This is a genomic window from Bradyrhizobium sp. RT6a, assembly GCF_040547675.1.
GTDB lineage: Bacteria > Pseudomonadota > Alphaproteobacteria > Rhizobiales > Xanthobacteraceae > Bradyrhizobium.
The window spans coordinates 392,988-409,659 of the sequence record NZ_JBEPQC010000005.1 but is presented as its reverse complement, the minus strand read 5'-3'; the positions used below and the strand labels follow the sequence as shown (position 1 = coordinate 409,659).

At 57.4% G+C, this 16,672-nt stretch carries 10 protein-coding genes; 2 read left to right on the top strand and 8 right to left on the bottom strand.

Going from position 1 to position 16,672, the window contains the following annotated elements:
* Positions 1–154: 154 nt before the first annotated feature.
* From ABIC03_RS27370 to ABIC03_RS27340, 7 genes are all read right to left on the bottom strand, one after another.
* Positions 155–1,117: a D-2-hydroxyacid dehydrogenase gene (locus ABIC03_RS27370; protein ID WP_354062607.1), complete on the bottom strand. Its 963-nt coding sequence runs from the start codon at positions 1,115–1,117 to the stop codon at positions 155–157.
* 129 nt (positions 1,118–1,246) lie between these two features.
* Complete coding sequence (locus ABIC03_RS27365; RefSeq protein ID WP_354062605.1) at positions 1,247–2,335, bottom strand: ABC transporter ATP-binding protein; 1,089 nt, start codon at positions 2,333–2,335, stop codon at positions 1,247–1,249.
* Between the two features lie 38 nt (positions 2,336–2,373).
* The gene (locus ABIC03_RS27360; RefSeq protein ID WP_354062603.1) at positions 2,374–4,146 is read right to left on the bottom strand and encodes an ABC transporter permease subunit; all 1,773 of its coding nucleotides are present in this window, start codon (positions 4,144–4,146) and stop codon (positions 2,374–2,376) included.
* Positions 4,131–5,270: an ABC transporter substrate-binding protein gene (locus tag ABIC03_RS27355; RefSeq protein WP_354062601.1), complete on the bottom strand. Its 1,140-nt coding sequence runs from the start codon at positions 5,268–5,270 to the stop codon at positions 4,131–4,133. Before ABIC03_RS27355 ends, ABIC03_RS27360 begins: the two co-directional genes overlap by 16 nt.
* A 513-nt stretch (positions 5,271–5,783) precedes the next feature.
* The gene (locus ABIC03_RS27350; protein WP_354062599.1) at positions 5,784–6,884 is read right to left on the bottom strand and encodes an alpha/beta hydrolase family protein; all 1,101 of its coding nucleotides are present in this window, start codon (positions 6,882–6,884) and stop codon (positions 5,784–5,786) included.
* A gap of 457 nt (positions 6,885–7,341) precedes the next feature.
* On the bottom strand, positions 7,342–8,727 hold the full coding sequence (locus tag ABIC03_RS27345) for an aminotransferase (RefSeq protein ID WP_354062597.1): 1,386 nt from the start codon (positions 8,725–8,727) through the stop codon (positions 7,342–7,344).
* A gap of 10 nt (positions 8,728–8,737) precedes the next feature.
* Positions 8,738–10,216, bottom strand: coding sequence for an NAD-dependent succinate-semialdehyde dehydrogenase (locus ABIC03_RS27340; protein ID WP_354062664.1), 1,479 nt, complete (start codon positions 10,214–10,216; stop codon positions 8,738–8,740).
* A gap of 187 nt (positions 10,217–10,403) precedes the next feature.
* Between ABIC03_RS27340 and ABIC03_RS27335 the strand changes: the two genes are divergently transcribed.
* A complete protein-coding gene (locus tag ABIC03_RS27335) occupies positions 10,404–10,880 on the top strand; it encodes an Lrp/AsnC family transcriptional regulator (RefSeq protein ID WP_314957289.1) in 477 nt (158 codons plus the stop codon).
* A 1,934-nt stretch (positions 10,881–12,814) separates the two neighbouring features.
* Complete coding sequence (locus ABIC03_RS27330; RefSeq protein WP_354062594.1) at positions 12,815–14,500, top strand: MFS transporter; 1,686 nt, start codon at positions 12,815–12,817, stop codon at positions 14,498–14,500.
* 306 nt (positions 14,501–14,806) lie between these two features.
* Here the strand turns inward: ABIC03_RS27330 and ald are convergent, their stop codons facing one another.
* A complete protein-coding gene (ald, locus tag ABIC03_RS27325) occupies positions 14,807–15,919 on the bottom strand; it encodes an alanine dehydrogenase (RefSeq protein WP_354062592.1) in 1,113 nt (370 codons plus the stop codon).
* Between the last annotated feature and the right edge of the window lie 753 nt (positions 15,920–16,672).

Here is a 16,672-nt window from a genome sequence, read left to right as displayed (position 1 = left end):
CTGGCCTGACTGTCTGCTCGGGCCACTCCGACGGCGCGCTCAATGCTGGCGGACGAGCCTGACTGGCGGCATCAGCATACGCTTCGCACATACAAGCACTGAAATCGGGCGGCTCAACAGTCGGGTTGCACCGCTTCTCCTCATCCAGCGTCCCTTAATAGCCGCGCCTCATGTCCACGGCGTTCCTCATCGGCTCGTTCTTCAGGAAGTGGCCAATGTTGTCGCCAAAGATGGAGAACACCCGCTCTGTATAGTTCGTTGGACTTCCCGCCACATGAGGCGTCGCAATCACGTTTGGCATATCCCATAGCGGGCTGTCCTGGGACAGCGGTTCGTGCTCGAAGACGTCGAGCATCGCTCCGGCGATTTCTCGCGTCTGAAGAGCCTTGATCAAGTCTGCCTCCACCACGACGTTACCTCGGGCGATGTTAACGAGAAAGGCATCACCTCGCATGCGCGCGAACTCCGCTGCGCCGATGAGCCCGATTGTGTCTGCGGTCGCGGGCACAGCCAGAACCACAAAGTCGCACAGCGGAAGCAACTCTGCGAGCCTGTCGGAGGCAAACAGGTGGTCGACACCCTCGACTGCTATGGAAATATCCCGTTTCGAGCCTACGACTGTCATTCCAGCGCTCTTGGCGCGGCGCGCGATGGTCGCTCCGATGGAGCCCAGTCCGACTACTCCGAGCGTCTTCTCAGCTAGGGGCGCCACATAACGCGGGTTCCACTTTCGTTCGGCCTGCTCTTGTAAGAACCTCCGGAAATCCCAGTGCAGCATTGTTACGCCGGCCATCACAAAGTCCGTGATGATGTCACCGTGAATTCCGCGTGCATTGGTGACGGTGATGTGACCCGCTCGATCGCGAATGGGCAAGATGGAATCAACACCGGCGTTAGTGCATTGAAACCAGCGCAATTTCTTCGCCTTATTGAACAGCTCTACAGGGAAGCGAGGCGCGAGCAGTGCATCCGCCTCACCTATGTAACGCTCCAGCCGTTCCGGATCGGGCGCGCTGATTGCGCGAACCTGCGGGAAACGCTCCCCGATGAGTCCTGCGTATGTTTCGGCAGCAGGATGGTTGAGGAGCACAGTAAGTGCTGGAACTTTATCGGCCATATTGATCTCCGAAACGCGACAATTTAGCCGGCTGCCGCACGTTTGTTGTCGCTTGTCACGCAGTGTTCAGGGTACTCGGGGGGCGACGCCACGCATTTCTAGTCGACCTCGCAACGCGACGTCGACAAGCTACTCCTTCAGAACGCTTGCGTCGTTCGCCACCCAAGAGGCGACACACGCATCGCCGATCCCGGGCAGTGTTTCAGCTGAGACGTTGAGCACCTTCGACGTCAACTGCAACCCATACTCCGTGCGAAATTCGACGATGGTCGCATCACCAATAAATGTCATGTCGACAATACGCCCCTGAACTCCACGTGGATTTCCGACGGCTTTGTCGAGGCGCAAATGTTCGGGTCGCACACAAAGCGTGGCATCCATATCCGCCTCGGGCCGATGCGCGGCAGCCAAGTCCTCACCGCCAGGCCCCTGAAGGACGCCGGACCTGAGCTTGACGGGAATGAGATTTACCTCACCCACAAAACTGGCAACAAACAAATCGGCGGGCCTGCGATAGATGTCCTGCGGCGCGGAAACCTGCCGTATCCGCCCCTCATGCATCACCGCTATCCGATCGGACATGGCAAGAGCCTCATCCTGATCATGGGTGACATAGATCATCGTCTTGCCGACTTCCTTATGCAAGGTCTTGATCTCGTTCCTGAGATGCTGGCGCAACTTTCTATCCAGCGCACCGAGAGGTTCGTCGAGAAGCAGGACAGGTGGTTCGAAAACCATTGCTCTGGCAATCGCCACTCTCTGCTGTTGACCGCCAGACATTTGGTGAGGGTATCGTGAGGCCAGGGCAGTTAGGTGCACCTGGTCAAGGACGCGATGCACGCGGGTTTCGATCTCCGCTTTAGGCATACGTCGCATCCGAAGCGGATATGCGACATTCTCGGCGACCGTCATATGCGGGAATAGGGCATAGTTCTGGAAGATCACGCCGAGTTCGCGACGGTGGGGCGGCAGTCGCGTGATATCCTTGTCATCCAACAAGATCTGACCGCTGTCCGGCAACTCGAAACCAGCGATCATCATCAGAGTTGTCGTCTTTCCCGATCCGCTCGGGCCCAGCAATGAGACGAACTCTCCGGGCGATATCGTAAGGCTGACACTATCAACGGCTGTTGCGCGGCCGTACCGTTTGTGCAGGCTATGCAGCACAATCCCACCGGTCTTCACATCAGCGCTGGTCAACCCGGCTTTCATCAGCATTTGGGCTCCAATTGGTGCTCTTAGCGTGCTCTCGTACTTCAGACACTTTTTCTGCGCCGCAGCCAAGCACTCACGATGATGACAGCCGCGGCCAGCAACACCTGCAGAGTGGCCACCGCCGAAATGGTGGGATCGACGCCTTGCGAGATGCTTTGCCACATAAGCATAGGCAGAGTGGTGATCACTCCGATGCCCAGGAACAGCACGTACACGACATCATCGAAGGAGTGCAGAAAAGCAAAAAATGCGGCCACGATAAAGGCTGGCGTAATCAGTGGAATAGTGATCGTGCGGAATGTGGCCCCGGGCCCTGCGCCAAGGCTGCGAGCCGCCCGCTCATACGCCGGGTTGAGGTCACGAAGATTAGCGACAATAAGGACCACTACGTAGGGGATCGAGTAGACGGCTTCGCCAAGCGCCAGCCCGAACTCGGTGCCCTGAAGGCCTACCCGAGCCAGCACGAAATAGGTGGCAATCGCCACCACGATGGTCGGCAGGATGATAGGGGAAAGCACGAGAGCAACCATTGCTCCGCGACCAGGTATGCGGCCGCGCGCAAGACCGAAAGCAAGCGTCGCCCCGAGCGCCATGGCCATGGAGGTCGCCATCAGTGCGACGCGTATGCTTGTAAATGTCGCATTTATCCAACCAGAATCGGAGATGTACGCTTGATAGTTGTGGAGCGAATAACCAGGCGCGGGGAACTCGAAAAAGGCGGACGAACTGAACGAGAGATATGCCACGACCAGTATCGGTAGGAGAAGATGCGTTCCTAGGAGGGACGAAACGATGGATACGCCATAGCCGCCCAGAGAGGGCAGCCAGCGGTCGAGAACGTTAGCCGCAGACCCAAGATGCATCAGCCACTGCTTTCGCGTGCGAGGACTGGCAACGGCATCTTGACCGGTTTTCTCGTCGGACAATCCCAAAAGCTGATTGATTGGAAAGAAGCGGGATCCAATCCACAGCGTCGCCAGCACCGAGACCAGAAGTACGATGGACAGCGCGGATCCGGAGCCCCAGTTAAGATGATCAACCACCTCGCTATAGATCTGCATCGTGATCGTGAAATCGGACAAGCTGCCGAGCAGTGCCGGCGTGATGTAAAAGCCAAGGCAGTTGACAAACACGAGCAGCACTGCGGCCATAACGCCGGGCAAGCTGAGCGGCAGGAACACCGTCAGAAACGCCGCAATCGGGCTCGCACCGTTTGCTCTGGCGGCACGCAGCAGCTTTTCATCAATGCTCGACATGACGGTGTACATAGGAAGGATCATGACCGGCAAGACTATCTGGGTCATGCCAATGATCACGCTTGCGCGGTTGTAGAGCATTGAAATTGGCTGGGCGATGAGGCCTAATTTGAGCAGGAGATCATTGATAATCCCGCCGCGCCCCAGGAGAACGATCCACGCGAAGGTGCGCACCAATACGCTGGTGAAGTACGGCAACACAACCGCGATGAGAAGGAATGTGCGCAGGCTCGATGATTTGCTCGTCGTCAACGAGTAGGCCATGGGATAGCCAAGCACCAAGGCGAGCGCGGTGACTGATACGCTTATCTGCAACGTAGTGCGCAATACGGCCAGGTAGACCGGATCCCCACCGATTCTTACAAAGCGCGCGAACGTCCAATTGGGCATTCCGAGGGAAAGCATCAGGAGCCCGGCGAGCGGCACGAGAAAGAGCAGCGCAAGGAAGATACCGCCCGGCAGCAGGAGCCAAGCCCATGGCGTGGGCCCGGCCGAGTGCGCGACCGCCGACGACTCTGACGGGACGTTGCCTGTCGGCAGGATCACTGTACGCGCCATGCCAGCCACCGGTCTCCGATGTGCTCGAGATTGGTTTTGCCGTCGGGACGCTTGGCCGCAAGCCAAGCAGAGTCCTCGTGGATCACCTTGGAGGAATTTTCAGGATTGATGCTGAGCAACGGGACCTGATCAGAAGGCAGATGGTCGAGCTGATTTATGTTCGGGCCGGGATACCCCGTTCCTATGGTGAACTCGGCAGCAACTGCCGCTCGATTTACGAATGCAATCAGCTTCTGCGCGTTTTCGCTGTTCGGGCCACCCTTCAGAACTGTCCAATAGGTGTAGTTCACGTATGCCCCGTCCCAAATCATCTGAATAGGGGCACCCTGACGAATTGCGCTGATCGCGCGGCCGTCGAAGCAACTCGATATTGCGATCTCCCTATTGAGAAGCAATTGAGGCGCCTCGCTCCCCGCACTCCACCACTTGCTGATGTGCGGCCTGATTTCGTCGAACTTCTTAAGGGCCCTGTCGATCTTCTCGTCCGTGAGCGGCCAGATGTCAGATTTCGGCACCCCATCGGCCAGCAACGCGAACACGATGTTGTTTTTTGCATTTGCCGGCAACTGAGTGAGACCGCGGGGGCCAGGAAACGCCTTGACGTTCCAGAAATCGCCCCAGCTTTTTGGACCATTGTTTCCAAGTGCGCGCTTATCATAGGCCAACGTCATGGCCGATGCGATCACTGGGACTGCGCTTTTGAGACGAACCGATTCCTCAGTCCCCTTTATGGATTCAGCGTCCCAAAGGCTATAATTGATCGGGACGAACATGCCCGCTTCGTCCATCGATGGAAGGGTCGACGCCTGTATGAAGGCCGTATCCCAATCTACACGGCCGGCTTGGTTCATCGCCTTAACCTGAGGCTCGGCAACATCGGCAACGACGTCGACCACCTTGATGCCGGTTGCTTCGGTAAAAGGCTCGTAGACGTATTTCCGAATGCCTTTAGTAAACAGACCGCCCCAGGAGAACGCGATGACTTGACCACTACCGGCAAGCTTGTCCTGCGCAAAGGCAACTGTCGATCGCGCGAGTGCGGGAATAGCCATTGCGGCGGCGGCAGCACGAAGCATGCTCCGGCGGCTAAAGCCGGACGGGTGATGTTTAAATAAGTCGCTCATAGCTTCCCCTTCCTGGTCTCGTTCCGTGAACGCCGCGACAAGGCAACAGTCCGGGCGCGGAGTGAACCTAACCTCGATCGAAGTGGGCTCCGAAAGCGCTTGCCTAGCCCGACTAGGGCGAATAACATCGGAAACACACGTGGTAATTGAACAAACTGTAAGGTAGTGGTCGATTTGCGAAGGATGCCCATTGCCTACGTCCACCGATGCAGCATATGCAAAAGTTCTGCTCAGAATAGGGGAAGGTTGCCACGAGAACCTGCGATGAAACACTCCTCAAAGCCTAAATACTGCACGAACAAGCCGAACCACGATGTTTTCATGCGGATTTCGTGCGGCGTGAAGCAATCAAAGGCGTCCACATCGCAAGGGAGCGGCGAAGTGGAAAAGGGCTGCCGCGCGACCGAAAAGGATGCGGCAAGCGCATCACGTTGCGAACTAACGAGGTCTGTGATTCGCTGCGCGCCTTCGGCTGGTGCTCTTGTCTGGGGGCCTGTCGGTACGTTTCTCCAATTAGTGACCAAGAACGTGTGAACTGATCTGCGGCAGATCGTTTGGTTGTGCTGGCAGAGTTGCACTGAACGCGAGCTTCTGGTTTAACCAACCGAAGATGCAATCGTCGGAAGTCACGAAGTTTTCGATGCATCCACCTGAGCTTTTGATCATCCGGGGCATGGTCAGATCCAGATCAATGCGCTCCTCAATACATTCGGTCTGTAGTTTCATCGCTTCCGAGACGCTAACAGCGCCCCGCCCTCCCGTGACTACGAGAACTGGGCATCTCAATCGTCGGATCAATTGCGTGCGCTGTGCCGTGACGCTCCCCTCCTCCCGCGCGTCTGCAGCTCTAGTCATCCAGACGACAGAGGCCTGCATGCGTGCCCAATTCCAAAGGCCGCCATCGCAAACTGCCGCAACTAGGCGGCGGTCAGAGGCCGCGAAGTCAGTAGCCAAAGCAGCCGAAAGTCCCTCTCCATAGACGCCGATCCGAGCGGCGTCGACGTCGGGGCGCCCAGAGAGGTAGTCCAAGCAGGATGACAACAAGGTTTGCGAAAGGCCCCGCGCGGGATGGGAGACATCTCGGTGAGATAGGACCAGGAGCGACATGCCTCGATCGGTCACCGCGGGCAGAAGTCTTGCAAGCAACGTGGCTTCTGATTCATCTTCCATGCTGATGCAAATGACGGCGGGTGCAGGTAGGGCATGATTACCCGCAGGAACATAATAGGCCAGAAGTTCGGTACAGCCCCAGCTTTCGATTGTTACTCGCTCGACTTTCGCCAGGGCCACTTCAAGGCATTGAATTCCAGCCTCAATCCTCGCTGTCACTCCCCCGCATTGAGGATCGTTCTCATGAAGCAGTCGCCTGGCCACTTCAAATGCTGTTAGCGCACAAAGCCGCGCCTCGGCCGCTTCGTTGCTGTCGCCTTGGCTTGCCTTCAAATCACCGATGATACATTGTTCATCGCCGAGTGTTGTCCACTTGGTAATCCAGCTCTTGCGAGTTGTACATCCCTGGTCTTGCGCTCCAGTTACATTGTCTAGAAAGGCTGCGGCACGTCGCCTTACTGACGAAAGATCCCCCCCTTTATGACAGCGAGTAATGTACTCCATGCAATCGGTCCCCCTCGGAGCTGGGCCCCACTCGCGCGAGGTTCGTCAGCTATTTAATTCCATCTGGAGAGGACAGGAGCCGCAGCAACTGCATTGGCAAAGAAGTCAACTTTGGCTTCTGCTCATCCTAATTTTAAAAATATTACGGGACGACTAAAGTCGAAGTTCCGCGATCTAGCCCTTTGCAAACTCGAAATTCTGCGCCTGATAGCGATAACCTGCATATTTTCGCAGGGTGCTTTCGCCGAGTGGCGCCGGCTGAGTTTAAAGAGCTTACCGATATGCGGTAGCGAGAGGGACGAGCTTCGTCTTGAACGCGAGCCGCGCGAGTGCCCCAGCAAGAACAACACTGATGGCGTAACGCGCATGGCTGTGTGACGCTGGCCGACCTGCCTGTCCAAGAACGAACAGACAGCGAGGCTCCACAGAGGAGCACATTTTCTAGTTGCGAGCCGGCTTACTTCGCGAGCTCATCCATCACTTGCTTGGTAGCCTTGTAAGCCAGATCAATGATCTCATCGATTTCAGCTTCAGATACCACCAGAGGAGGAGCAAATCCAAGGATGTCTCCGTGTGGCATAGCTCTTGCAATGAGCCCTCGATCGCGAGCAGCCTTGGAGATCCGCGCTCCCACCTTGAGTTCTGGATCAAATCGGCGCTTTGTCTGACGGTCGGCAACAAACTCTACCGCGCCGAGCAAGCCTACACCGCGAACTTCGCCTACGATCTCCAGCTGTGCAAATTTTTCCTTGAGCCGCTTCTGGAAATGCGCGCCGACGGTCTTGGCGCGGTCGCTGAGACGCTCCCGCTCGACGATATCAAGGACCGCATTGGCAGCAGCCGCCGCAATCGGATGGCCGGAATAGGTGTAGCCGTGAGAAAATGCTCCGACCCGATCCGCCGCCTCCTCCATGACGGCATATACTTTCTCGCCGATAATAGCAGCCGAGAGCGGGACGTAGCCGGACGTCAGGCCTTTTGCGACCGTGACCAGATCCGGTTCCATCTCGTAAAGCGTGCTGCCGAAATCAGCGCCGGTTCGACCGAAACCGCAAATAACCTCATCTGCGATCAGAAGAACATCATAGCGCCTAAGCACGGACTGAACCTCGCGCCAGTAGCCGGCGGGCGGGGGCGTGATCCCGCCCGTACCAAGCACGGGCTCGGCAATAAACGCGCCGATCGTTTCTGGACCTTCCCTAACGATTAGCTCTTCAAGCTCCGCCGCCCGCCGACGAGAAAACGACTCCTCCGTCTCGCCCGGCTCGGCTCCCCAGTAGTGGTGCGGCGCGCCCGTATGCACAATACCCGGAAAGGGAAGATCCATATGATCGTGGTAAAACGACATGCCGGTCATTGAGCCAGAGATGACTGAGCAACCGTGATAGCCCCGCTCGCGTGAGATGATCTTTTTCTTCTTAGGCTGGCCACGAAGGTTGTTGTAATACCAGACAAGCTTCGCCTGGGTTTCGTTCGCATCCGATCCCGACAGACCGTAGAATACCTTGCTGGGCTTACCGGGGGCCATTCGCACGAGACGGTGCGACAAAGTGGCGAGCTCCTCGGTGGTGTGCGCCGCATACGTATGGTAGTAGGCGAGTTGGTAGGCCTGTCGCGCAATGGCTTCAGCCACTTCGGTCCGGCCGTATCCGATGTTTACGCAGTAGAGTCCCGCAAAGCCGTCGATATAACTGTGTCCCTGCGCATCTTCGATGCGGATACCTTTTCCTCCAGTGATGATCGTCGGATCACCAATCTTGCCGGTGGCGAAGTCTTTGAGCTGAGTGAAAGGATGGAGAACAGTCGAGCGATCTTGTTCAGCGATAGTCTTTATCTTGTTCATTCATTTCCTCCTAAGCCGCCAAGTCGCCGAAGCACACGTACTTCAGTTCCATGTATTCCGATAGACCGTGCCGAGAGCCTTCGCGTCCCAGTCCTGACTGCTTCCATCCACCGAACGGAATGGGCGGACCTGTAAAGGAAGCAGTGTTGATACCGAGCATGCCGCACTCGATTCTCTCAGAGAGCCGGAGCGCTCGACGCAGGTTGTCGGTGTACACGTACCCGGCCAAGCCCATTTCGCTCGAATTAGCTCGAGTGATGACCTCTTCTTCCGAGTCGAAAGGTAATACCGCAGCTACCGGCCCAAAAGTTTCTTCACGCGCGATGAGCATGTCGTCGGTGACTTGAGTGAGCAGAGTCGGAAGAACGAAGTTCGGGCCCAAACTGTCATCTTTCTTCGCGGTGATGACTTGCGCGCCCTTTACGGCCGCATCGACGATTTGCGCCCGGCACTTCTCGGCCACCGAAAGCTTCGTCATTGGCCCGATATCGGTACCAGGATTCAAGCCGTGGCCGACCGTGAGCTTAGCCATTGCCGCGCTAAGCGTTTCCACGAACGGATCGTGGATACCCCTTTGTACGTAAATGCGATTTGCCGCGAGACAGTCTTGTCCCGAAGTCGCGAACTTCGCCGCCATCACACCTTTCACGGCCTTCTCGAGGTCGACGTCATCAAAGATCAGGAAGGGAGCATGTCCTCCGAGCTCGAGCGAGACTTTCTTGATGGTCTGAGCCGAACCCTCCAGAAGCAAGCGGCCGACCTGGGTAGATCCCGTAAACGAGAGGGCTCGTATTCTGGTGTCGCGCAACAGAGGCGTTGATAGCTCGATGGGCTCGCCCACTAGCGTTTGAAACACGCCGACGGGAAGGCCGGCCTCCTCTGCCAATCTGGCCAGGGCAATAGCGGACAGCGGCGTCTCCGGCGCAGGCTTCACGATGATCGGACAGCCTGCCGCAAGAGCGGCGCCCGCCTTCCGTGTGATCATCGCGATGGGGAAGTTCCACGGAGTTACCGCTGCCGCGACGCCGACCGGCTGCACCCGCACCTGAAGTAGACTGTCAACCTTATGACTCGGAATCGTCTCTCCGTATGCACGCTCCCCTTCTGCGGCGAACCACTCGAGAAACGCAGCACCGTATTCGACCTCGTAACGCGCTTCCGCCAGCGGCTTGCCCTGCTCGCTTGTCACCAAAGTGGCAAGGTCTTCTGAATGGTCGCGCATCAATGACGCCCAACCTCTGAGAACAGCTCCGCGCTTTGCCGGCAATAAGCTTCGCCAAGCCGGAAAGGCTCGCTCAGCCGCGTCAATCGCGAGCGTCATGTCCGCGGCACTGCAACGAGCAACGTCCGCAATAACCTCGCCCGTAGCGGGATCCATCACGACGTCTCTTTGGTTGCCCGCAATCCAGCGACCATCAACGAGCGCGGCCCCCGCAACAAAGTCGCGGCGACGCAGCCTCCGAAGGCATGTTGCAGCGATCCCGACCATCTCCGGATGAATGGTCCGGGCAGCTTGAAAGGCCATCTGTAAAGTCCTGCGCGGTCGCTTGTTGAAATCCACCAAGCATTCAGGATACTAATGTTGCCAACCGATTTGCATCGCATTTTGCCGGGGATCGTTGTGTTTCCTGCACCGCCGCGGCATTCTGCGACGAAATTCACCCGGAGCCGCGATAATGCAATACGACAGAACGGACGCCCGCATCCTTGAGATCGTCCAAAAAAATAATCGTCTGACTTCAGAGGTGATCGGCGAAATGGCTGGTCTTTCTGCTACCGCGTGTCAACGACGACTGAAGAGACTTCGTTCGGAAGGTGTCATCGAGGCCGATGTGTCGATCGTTTCTGCAAAAGCGGTGGGAAGGCCCATACAGATGCTGGTTATGGTGACTTTAGAACGCGAGCGCTCGGACATCATCGACAAGTTCAAGAAGGCCATCAAAGGCTCGGCTGAAGTCGTCAATGGATTTTACATCACTGGCGACGCCGATTTCGTCCTATACGTCACCGCGCGCACGATGGAAGATTACGAGCAGTTCACCCGCCGCTTCTTCTATGAGAACTCGGATATCAAAGGGTTTAAGACGATGGTGGTGATAGACCGCGTGAAGTCGGGTTTTGCGATTCCTGTGGAAATTCCCGACGAGGAGTGACAGGACAAGCTCTGGTGCCTCTCGACCATCACCCACATCTGCGCTCGTTCTCTTCGTTCACTCGCATAGAACAAGTTTCGAATTCTCATTCCACCACTCTTGTTGGCTATCATTGTTTGGAGCTCGAACAAAAATCAAAGCCGCGAGCCGCTTGGCTGACGTTCGCCTGCGACCTTCCTGGCCGCTCTGTGATTGACGCGCTATGGTTCATCGAGGGATCAATCGATGGCGCGAGCGTTCGGGCTTGCATCGAGAAGGTTCTTCTGCCGGCGCTTCGGCCCGGCGATATCGTGGTCACGGACACTCTGGGCAGCCGAAAAGCAAGCTCGGGCGCCAGCTCATGCGGTCCGCCGACGCCAAACTGTTTTTCCTGCCAAACTACTCGCCCAACCAGAACACCCCGATTGAACGGGTCTTCCCAAGCTTAAACATCTGCTCCGAGGAGCGCCGCCCGAACTGTCGATGCGGTCTGCGCCGCCGTCGCGGAAGCCATGACAGCATTCCCCCAGAAGAATGCGCGAACTAGCTCGGAAATGCAGGCATCGCCCCCCAATGCCTTCACGCTGTAGTCGGAACAGGGCTGAAATCGCGTTCCCAATTGTCAGAGATCAAGCTTCGAGTATCCTAACGATCGATCGTCGTAGGCAACGGGGGACCGATGGACTAAGCCGTCCAGCCGGAGAATTCGGCGTCAAGGGTATCATCGCGCCGCTGCGCTATTGCACGTTCCCGCACGTCGAGCTGGCAAGCGTTTTGTCGAAATGTTGGCATTTCGATCCAAAGTGCAATGTTGACCTGCGCTATGATGAAGATGCCGGTCCGTTTGGAAGTTGTATGACCGCCTTATTGTACCGCTGAATGCTCGCCCGATCTCCTTTTGCCAGCGGTAGCTTTTGAATGCGCTCGATCCGCTCGATCTTACCACGTCGGATCTGTTGCTAATTTTTTTCTACCATCGCGTCCGAGTGGCATTGACAACTCCGGCCCGGCTCTATTCGGTCGGGGAACAAATGCCTCGATGGCGCTCAATGCTTCGTTGACAATCTCGCCCCGACTTTTTTGCTCGGGATGAGAAGCAAACGGCAATTGGTGTTCGTCGACCGCTCCGCTCATTCTATTGGCACGGCCGACACAAGGACACGCGGATGCGACATCGGGGTCCTCCGCTCCAGTGCGCCCGATGCTGGCGACGTGAAGAGGATGACCGTAAAAGACAGGTTCAAGATCGGCTGTTGTGGTCCCAATGAGTGCCGCCAACCGAACAGTGATCGCATCCTCACTCGCCGAGTCTGCGTTCGCGCTCTTTTTCATCGCTTACTTGCACATAACGCGCACAATCGCCGCTTTCATCTGTTTATTCTCCTTTGCAGTCGATGTTTGAGGCGAGAAAGTGCTTATCCGACCATTCGTCGAAACAAGACCAAGACAACGAACCTTCTATCGTTCGGTCGCGCGAATTTTGCTCTCTGGCGAGACGAGCCGATGTGCGGTGACTCCGGTCTCAGGAGGTTCGTCTGAGGGTTGGCTGAAGAACCCCACCTCGTCTGATTATCATTCAATATCGACGCGGTACGTGACCGGTATCAGTTGCTGAATCATCGCCGGTGAGCGAGTTATGTCAGATATCACAGCGGTGAATTCTAATCAGGCGATTCGAGCCCCCGCGTCCGATCGACTGAGTGACGCTTCTACCTCTATCAAGTTACTAAGGCGCGGCGGATCGCCGCCTTTTGGCCCGCTGGTCCGAGAAGCGGCGCTTCGCGCACGCGCTAGGAATAAGTCAATTCCCGGTACATCTCGAAAAGCCAGCATCGACGATTTAGACTGTGCGCGGGGCAGACGCGTTTGAAAACGCTCTTCACCACAGGCGTCCAGACGCTGGGAGATAGTGAGTCATTTTGGTCTGGACGCCTAGGAGGTAAGCCAAAAACGATATGACTGACATGCCCAAGCCCCGGACGTTCAACGCCGACGGTATCACCGCGCCATTCCGACATGCCACCTTCCGTCGTATTTGGCTCGCAAGTTTGCTGTCCAATCTTGGCGCTTTGATCCGGGGAGTCGGCGCAGCTTGGGCGATGATGCAGATGACATCGTCAGCGGACATGGTGGCACTTGTACAGACCGCGCTGATGCTGCCGGTTATGCTAATCTCGATGCCGGCCGGAGCGATTGCCGACATGTATGACCGGCGCAGGATTATCCTATATTCGCTTGGGATCGCGTTGACGGGCGCGACTGCGTTGACAACGCTCGCCTGGCTCGATCTCGTGACGCCAACTCTTTTGCTGGCACTGTGCTTTCTGGTAGGTACCGCTGTGGCGCTATTGGATCCCGCTTGGCAGTCCTCCGTAAGCGAGCAAGTCCCCTCTGACGCTTTGCCTGCGGCGATAGCATTAAACGGCATCAGCTACAACCTCGCGCGAAGCGTTGGACCTGCGCTCGGAGGGATTGTCGTGGCAGCCGCCGGCATAGTGGCCGCCTTTGCTATTAACGCCCTGTTGTATCTGCCATTGATGTTTGCTCTATTTCTGTGGAAGCGCGCCCCTGAGCCATCGCGTGTGCCACCCGAAAGCCTCCATCGCGCTATCGTTTCGGGCGTTCGCTACATCATGAATGCGCCATCGATTAAGATTGTGTTGATTCGCGCCATGGCCATGGGCTTGTTCGGGGGCGCAATCATTGCTCTGATGCCGCTGGTCGCCCGCGATCTCCTGCACGGAGGTGCCGAAACCTATGGGATTATTCTCAGTGCCTTCGGTCTGGGCGCCGTGATCGGTGCGCTCAGCGTCACAGAGGTACGCAAGCGTATGACGGGGGAGGCCGCCATTCGGGCCTGCGCCCTTTCGATGGGCGGTGCTCTTGTGGCGGTAGCGATGAGCCGCGAACCACTTCTGACAGCCGTCGCGCTGGTTTTGGCTGGGGCGGTATGGATGATGGCGTGGGTACTTTTCAGCATTGGCGTGCAATTGTCAGCGCCGCGCTGGGTGACAGGGCGAGCGCTTGCGGCCTACCAGGCGGCCAGTTCCGGCGGGATCGCCGTCGGAAGCTGGGCGTGGGGCCATGTGACTGACATCGCCGGAGTAAATGTTGCGCTCCTATTGGCGGCCGCTTTGCTGGCTGTCTCTCCGCTGCTGGGGTTTTGGTTGCCCATGCCACGCGTCAGCGCACGGGGCGAAGAACCAGAGATGCTCGACGATCCGAAAGTGCGTCTGGCACTGAGCGGACGCAGTGGACCGCTCGTCGTAGAGATAGAATATCGGGTCGGGCAGGAGAACGCCCGCTCTTTCCATAATTTGATGCAAGACATTCAACTCTTCCGCCAGCGTAACGGAGCCTATGGCTGGTCGATCGCCCGAGATATTGCAGATCCGGAACTGTGGACAGAGCGTTATCACTGTCCAACGTGGCTCGACTATTTGCGCCAGCGCAACCGCGCGACTAAATCGGAGCGCGCGCTGGATCAGCGGGCAACGGCCTTCCACATCGGTCCAGAGCCTGTGCGTGTGCGGCGCATGCTCGAGCGCCCGTTCGGATCCGTACGCTGGAAGGAAGACGCGCCCGATCGCGCTGCGGCCAAGGACTTAGAGAGCAAGCACGAGCACGGCGTAATGAGCTAATTGCAGGTAAGATGTCGGCCCCACTACAGAGATGGCTTCAGCCAGTTCCGACCTGCTCGGGACACATACCACGAACTCCCGCAGGAGCGAGGCGACCCGGTAGCTGAAAAGAGCAAAGGATGAACTTACCAGAAGCGCCCCGCCGACGGCGGCGCTTTTTCTCAGCCGGTAGAGGCGCTCGATTGCGCTTCCTGCATCTAGTCAACTTCTCCTGCCGAATCGCGCAGGGTTCTGAAAAAGGGGCCACCCCCGAAGGAGTGGCCCGCCAAGTCAGGGAGGAAATGCCCCCATGGGAGGCCTCGGGGATCAGGCCGCAGCCTGATCGATCGGTGAGTATGGCAGGCCAAGACTTTCGGCCACGGCCTTGTAAGTTAGCCGGCCACGATAGACGTTGAGGCCCGCTCGCAGATGCTGGTTCTCGAGGACGGCTGCAAATCCCTTGTTGGCGAGAGCCAGTCCAAACGGCAGTGTGGCGTTATTCAGAGCGTGGCTGGAGGTGAGCGGGACAGCCCCGGGCATGTTGGCGACGCAGTAATGAATTATTCCATCTAGCTCATAGGTTGGATCGGCGTGTGTCGTCGGACGAGATGTCTCGAAGCATCCACCCTGATCGATCGCAACGTCAACGATGACGGCCCCCTTTCGCATCGAGCTCAACATCTTGCGAGTAACCAGCCTAGGCGCGCTCGCTCCAGGAACGAGCACCGCCCCGACCACGACGTCCGCGGCAAATACCTCTTCCTCAACAGCATCTATCGTCGAAAACCTGGTACGAACCCTGCCACCGAACAGCTCATCCAGCACGCGCAGGCGAGCAATCGACCGGTCAAGCATTGTAACCTCGGCTCCCAAGCCAACGGCGATGCGGGCGGCATGGGTACCGACAACGCCGCCTCCGATCACCACGATGCGCGCCGGCTGAACACCCGGCACACCGCCGATCAACAGCCCCCGACCACCTGCATACCGCTTCAGGGCTGCACCGGCTGCTTCAATCGAAAGCCTACCTGCAACCTCACTCATCGGCGCAAGTAGTGGAAGTCCGCCATATACATCTGTCACCGTTTCGTAGGCGATTGCGGTACATCCGGATTTCAAAAGCCCCTTGGCCTGCTCAGCGTCCGGCGCCAAGTGCAAGTACGTGAACAGAATCTGATTCTCTCGAAGCTGGGTCCATTCGGAAGGCTGGGGCTCCTTGACCTTTACGATCATCTCGCTTGACCCGAATACCTCGCTAGCGGAGCCCAGGAGTATTGCACCAGTTTTGCGATAGTCTTCGTCGGTGGCGCCAATGCCAGCCCCTGCATTGGTCTCGACCGCTACACTGTGGCCGGCGGCGACATACTCGCGGACGGCTCCGGGCGTCAGGCCCACGCGATATTCGTGGGTCTTGATTTCCTTGGGAACACCGACCTTCATATGCCATCTCCTTCGTGAGCGGCTCTTTTAGTCGGAAGAGCGGTGCAAACCTGCAACCCGGAACGCCAAACAGCGCAGTAATCCGGCAATCTTCTCGGCTCGTTTGCAGGATTTCGAACAATGGCCGTGGGACAGGCTCGACTGCCAGGCATACCAGAGTGGCAGCCGGGATCTCGGCTAATCACACCACTAGTCAGAGACACTCGCAATCCAGATTGATCTCCGCTCCAATGCGCAGACTTCTTCGTTGTTTTGCCTCATTCGCAGCGATGCTCGGTTCGATGCTGCGAATAGCGCTTTCAGGGAGGCCCGCGGGTTCGTCAACGATGGATCGGGTTTCTCAAAGTTTGCTGAGCAACTGAGCGAATGCTCACACCCGAATGAAGCTCAGCAGAGCATGGGTGCGTAGAAGAAGAAGCATTTGAAAAGAGCTGGCTCAACGCGCCGACCCGCCGACGGCGAGGCGAGAAATCAGCAATGACCAATGATCCAGCATTTACTTTTTTACGCCTCTCGCGGTAGCGATGTTTTTGCTCACGCTCCGTCGCTTCTCCTGAAGCACTGTCGTTCGCCCACGTGGGCAAGATTGAGATCCCGCATTTTTTGAGGAATCTCAGCTCCGGGATAGTGAACCCGCCAGCCGGCGGGCTGTCGCAAACACCAATCCGAAAGGCTGGTCTGGTACACCACCCCGAGTGTCGCGCCCCTGCAGGATCATTCCTTCCAAATCGGGCCGGGCCGACTACTGCGCGA

What these genes read in the sequence shown, in the direction of transcription:
- ABIC03_RS27365 (WP_354062605.1), bottom strand. Translation starts at nt 2,335, where the DNA reads ATGCTGATGAAAGCCGGGTTGACCAGCGCTGATGTGAAGACCGGTGGG.
- ABIC03_RS27340 (WP_354062664.1), bottom strand. Translation starts at nt 10,216, where the DNA reads ATGGTCGGGATCGCTGCAACATGCCTTCGGAGGCTGCGTCGCCGCGAC.
- ABIC03_RS27355 (WP_354062601.1), bottom strand. Translation starts at nt 5,270, where the DNA reads ATGAGCGACTTATTTAAACATCACCCGTCCGGCTTTAGCCGCCGGAGC.
- ABIC03_RS27370 (WP_354062607.1), bottom strand. Translation starts at nt 1,117, where the DNA reads ATGGCCGATAAAGTTCCAGCACTTACTGTGCTCCTCAACCATCCTGCT.
- ABIC03_RS27335 (WP_314957289.1), top strand. Translation starts at nt 10,404, where the DNA reads ATGCAATACGACAGAACGGACGCCCGCATCCTTGAGATCGTCCAAAAA.
- ald (WP_354062592.1), bottom strand. Translation starts at nt 15,919, where the DNA reads ATGAAGGTCGGTGTTCCCAAGGAAATCAAGACCCACGAATATCGCGTG.
- ABIC03_RS27360 (WP_354062603.1), bottom strand. Translation starts at nt 4,146, where the DNA reads ATGGCGCGTACAGTGATCCTGCCGACAGGCAACGTCCCGTCAGAGTCG.
- ABIC03_RS27330 (WP_354062594.1), top strand. Translation starts at nt 12,815, where the DNA reads ATGACTGACATGCCCAAGCCCCGGACGTTCAACGCCGACGGTATCACC.
- ABIC03_RS27345 (WP_354062597.1), bottom strand. Translation starts at nt 8,727, where the DNA reads ATGAACAAGATAAAGACTATCGCTGAACAAGATCGCTCGACTGTTCTC.
- ABIC03_RS27350 (WP_354062599.1), bottom strand. Translation starts at nt 6,884, where the DNA reads ATGGAGTACATTACTCGCTGTCATAAAGGGGGGGATCTTTCGTCAGTA.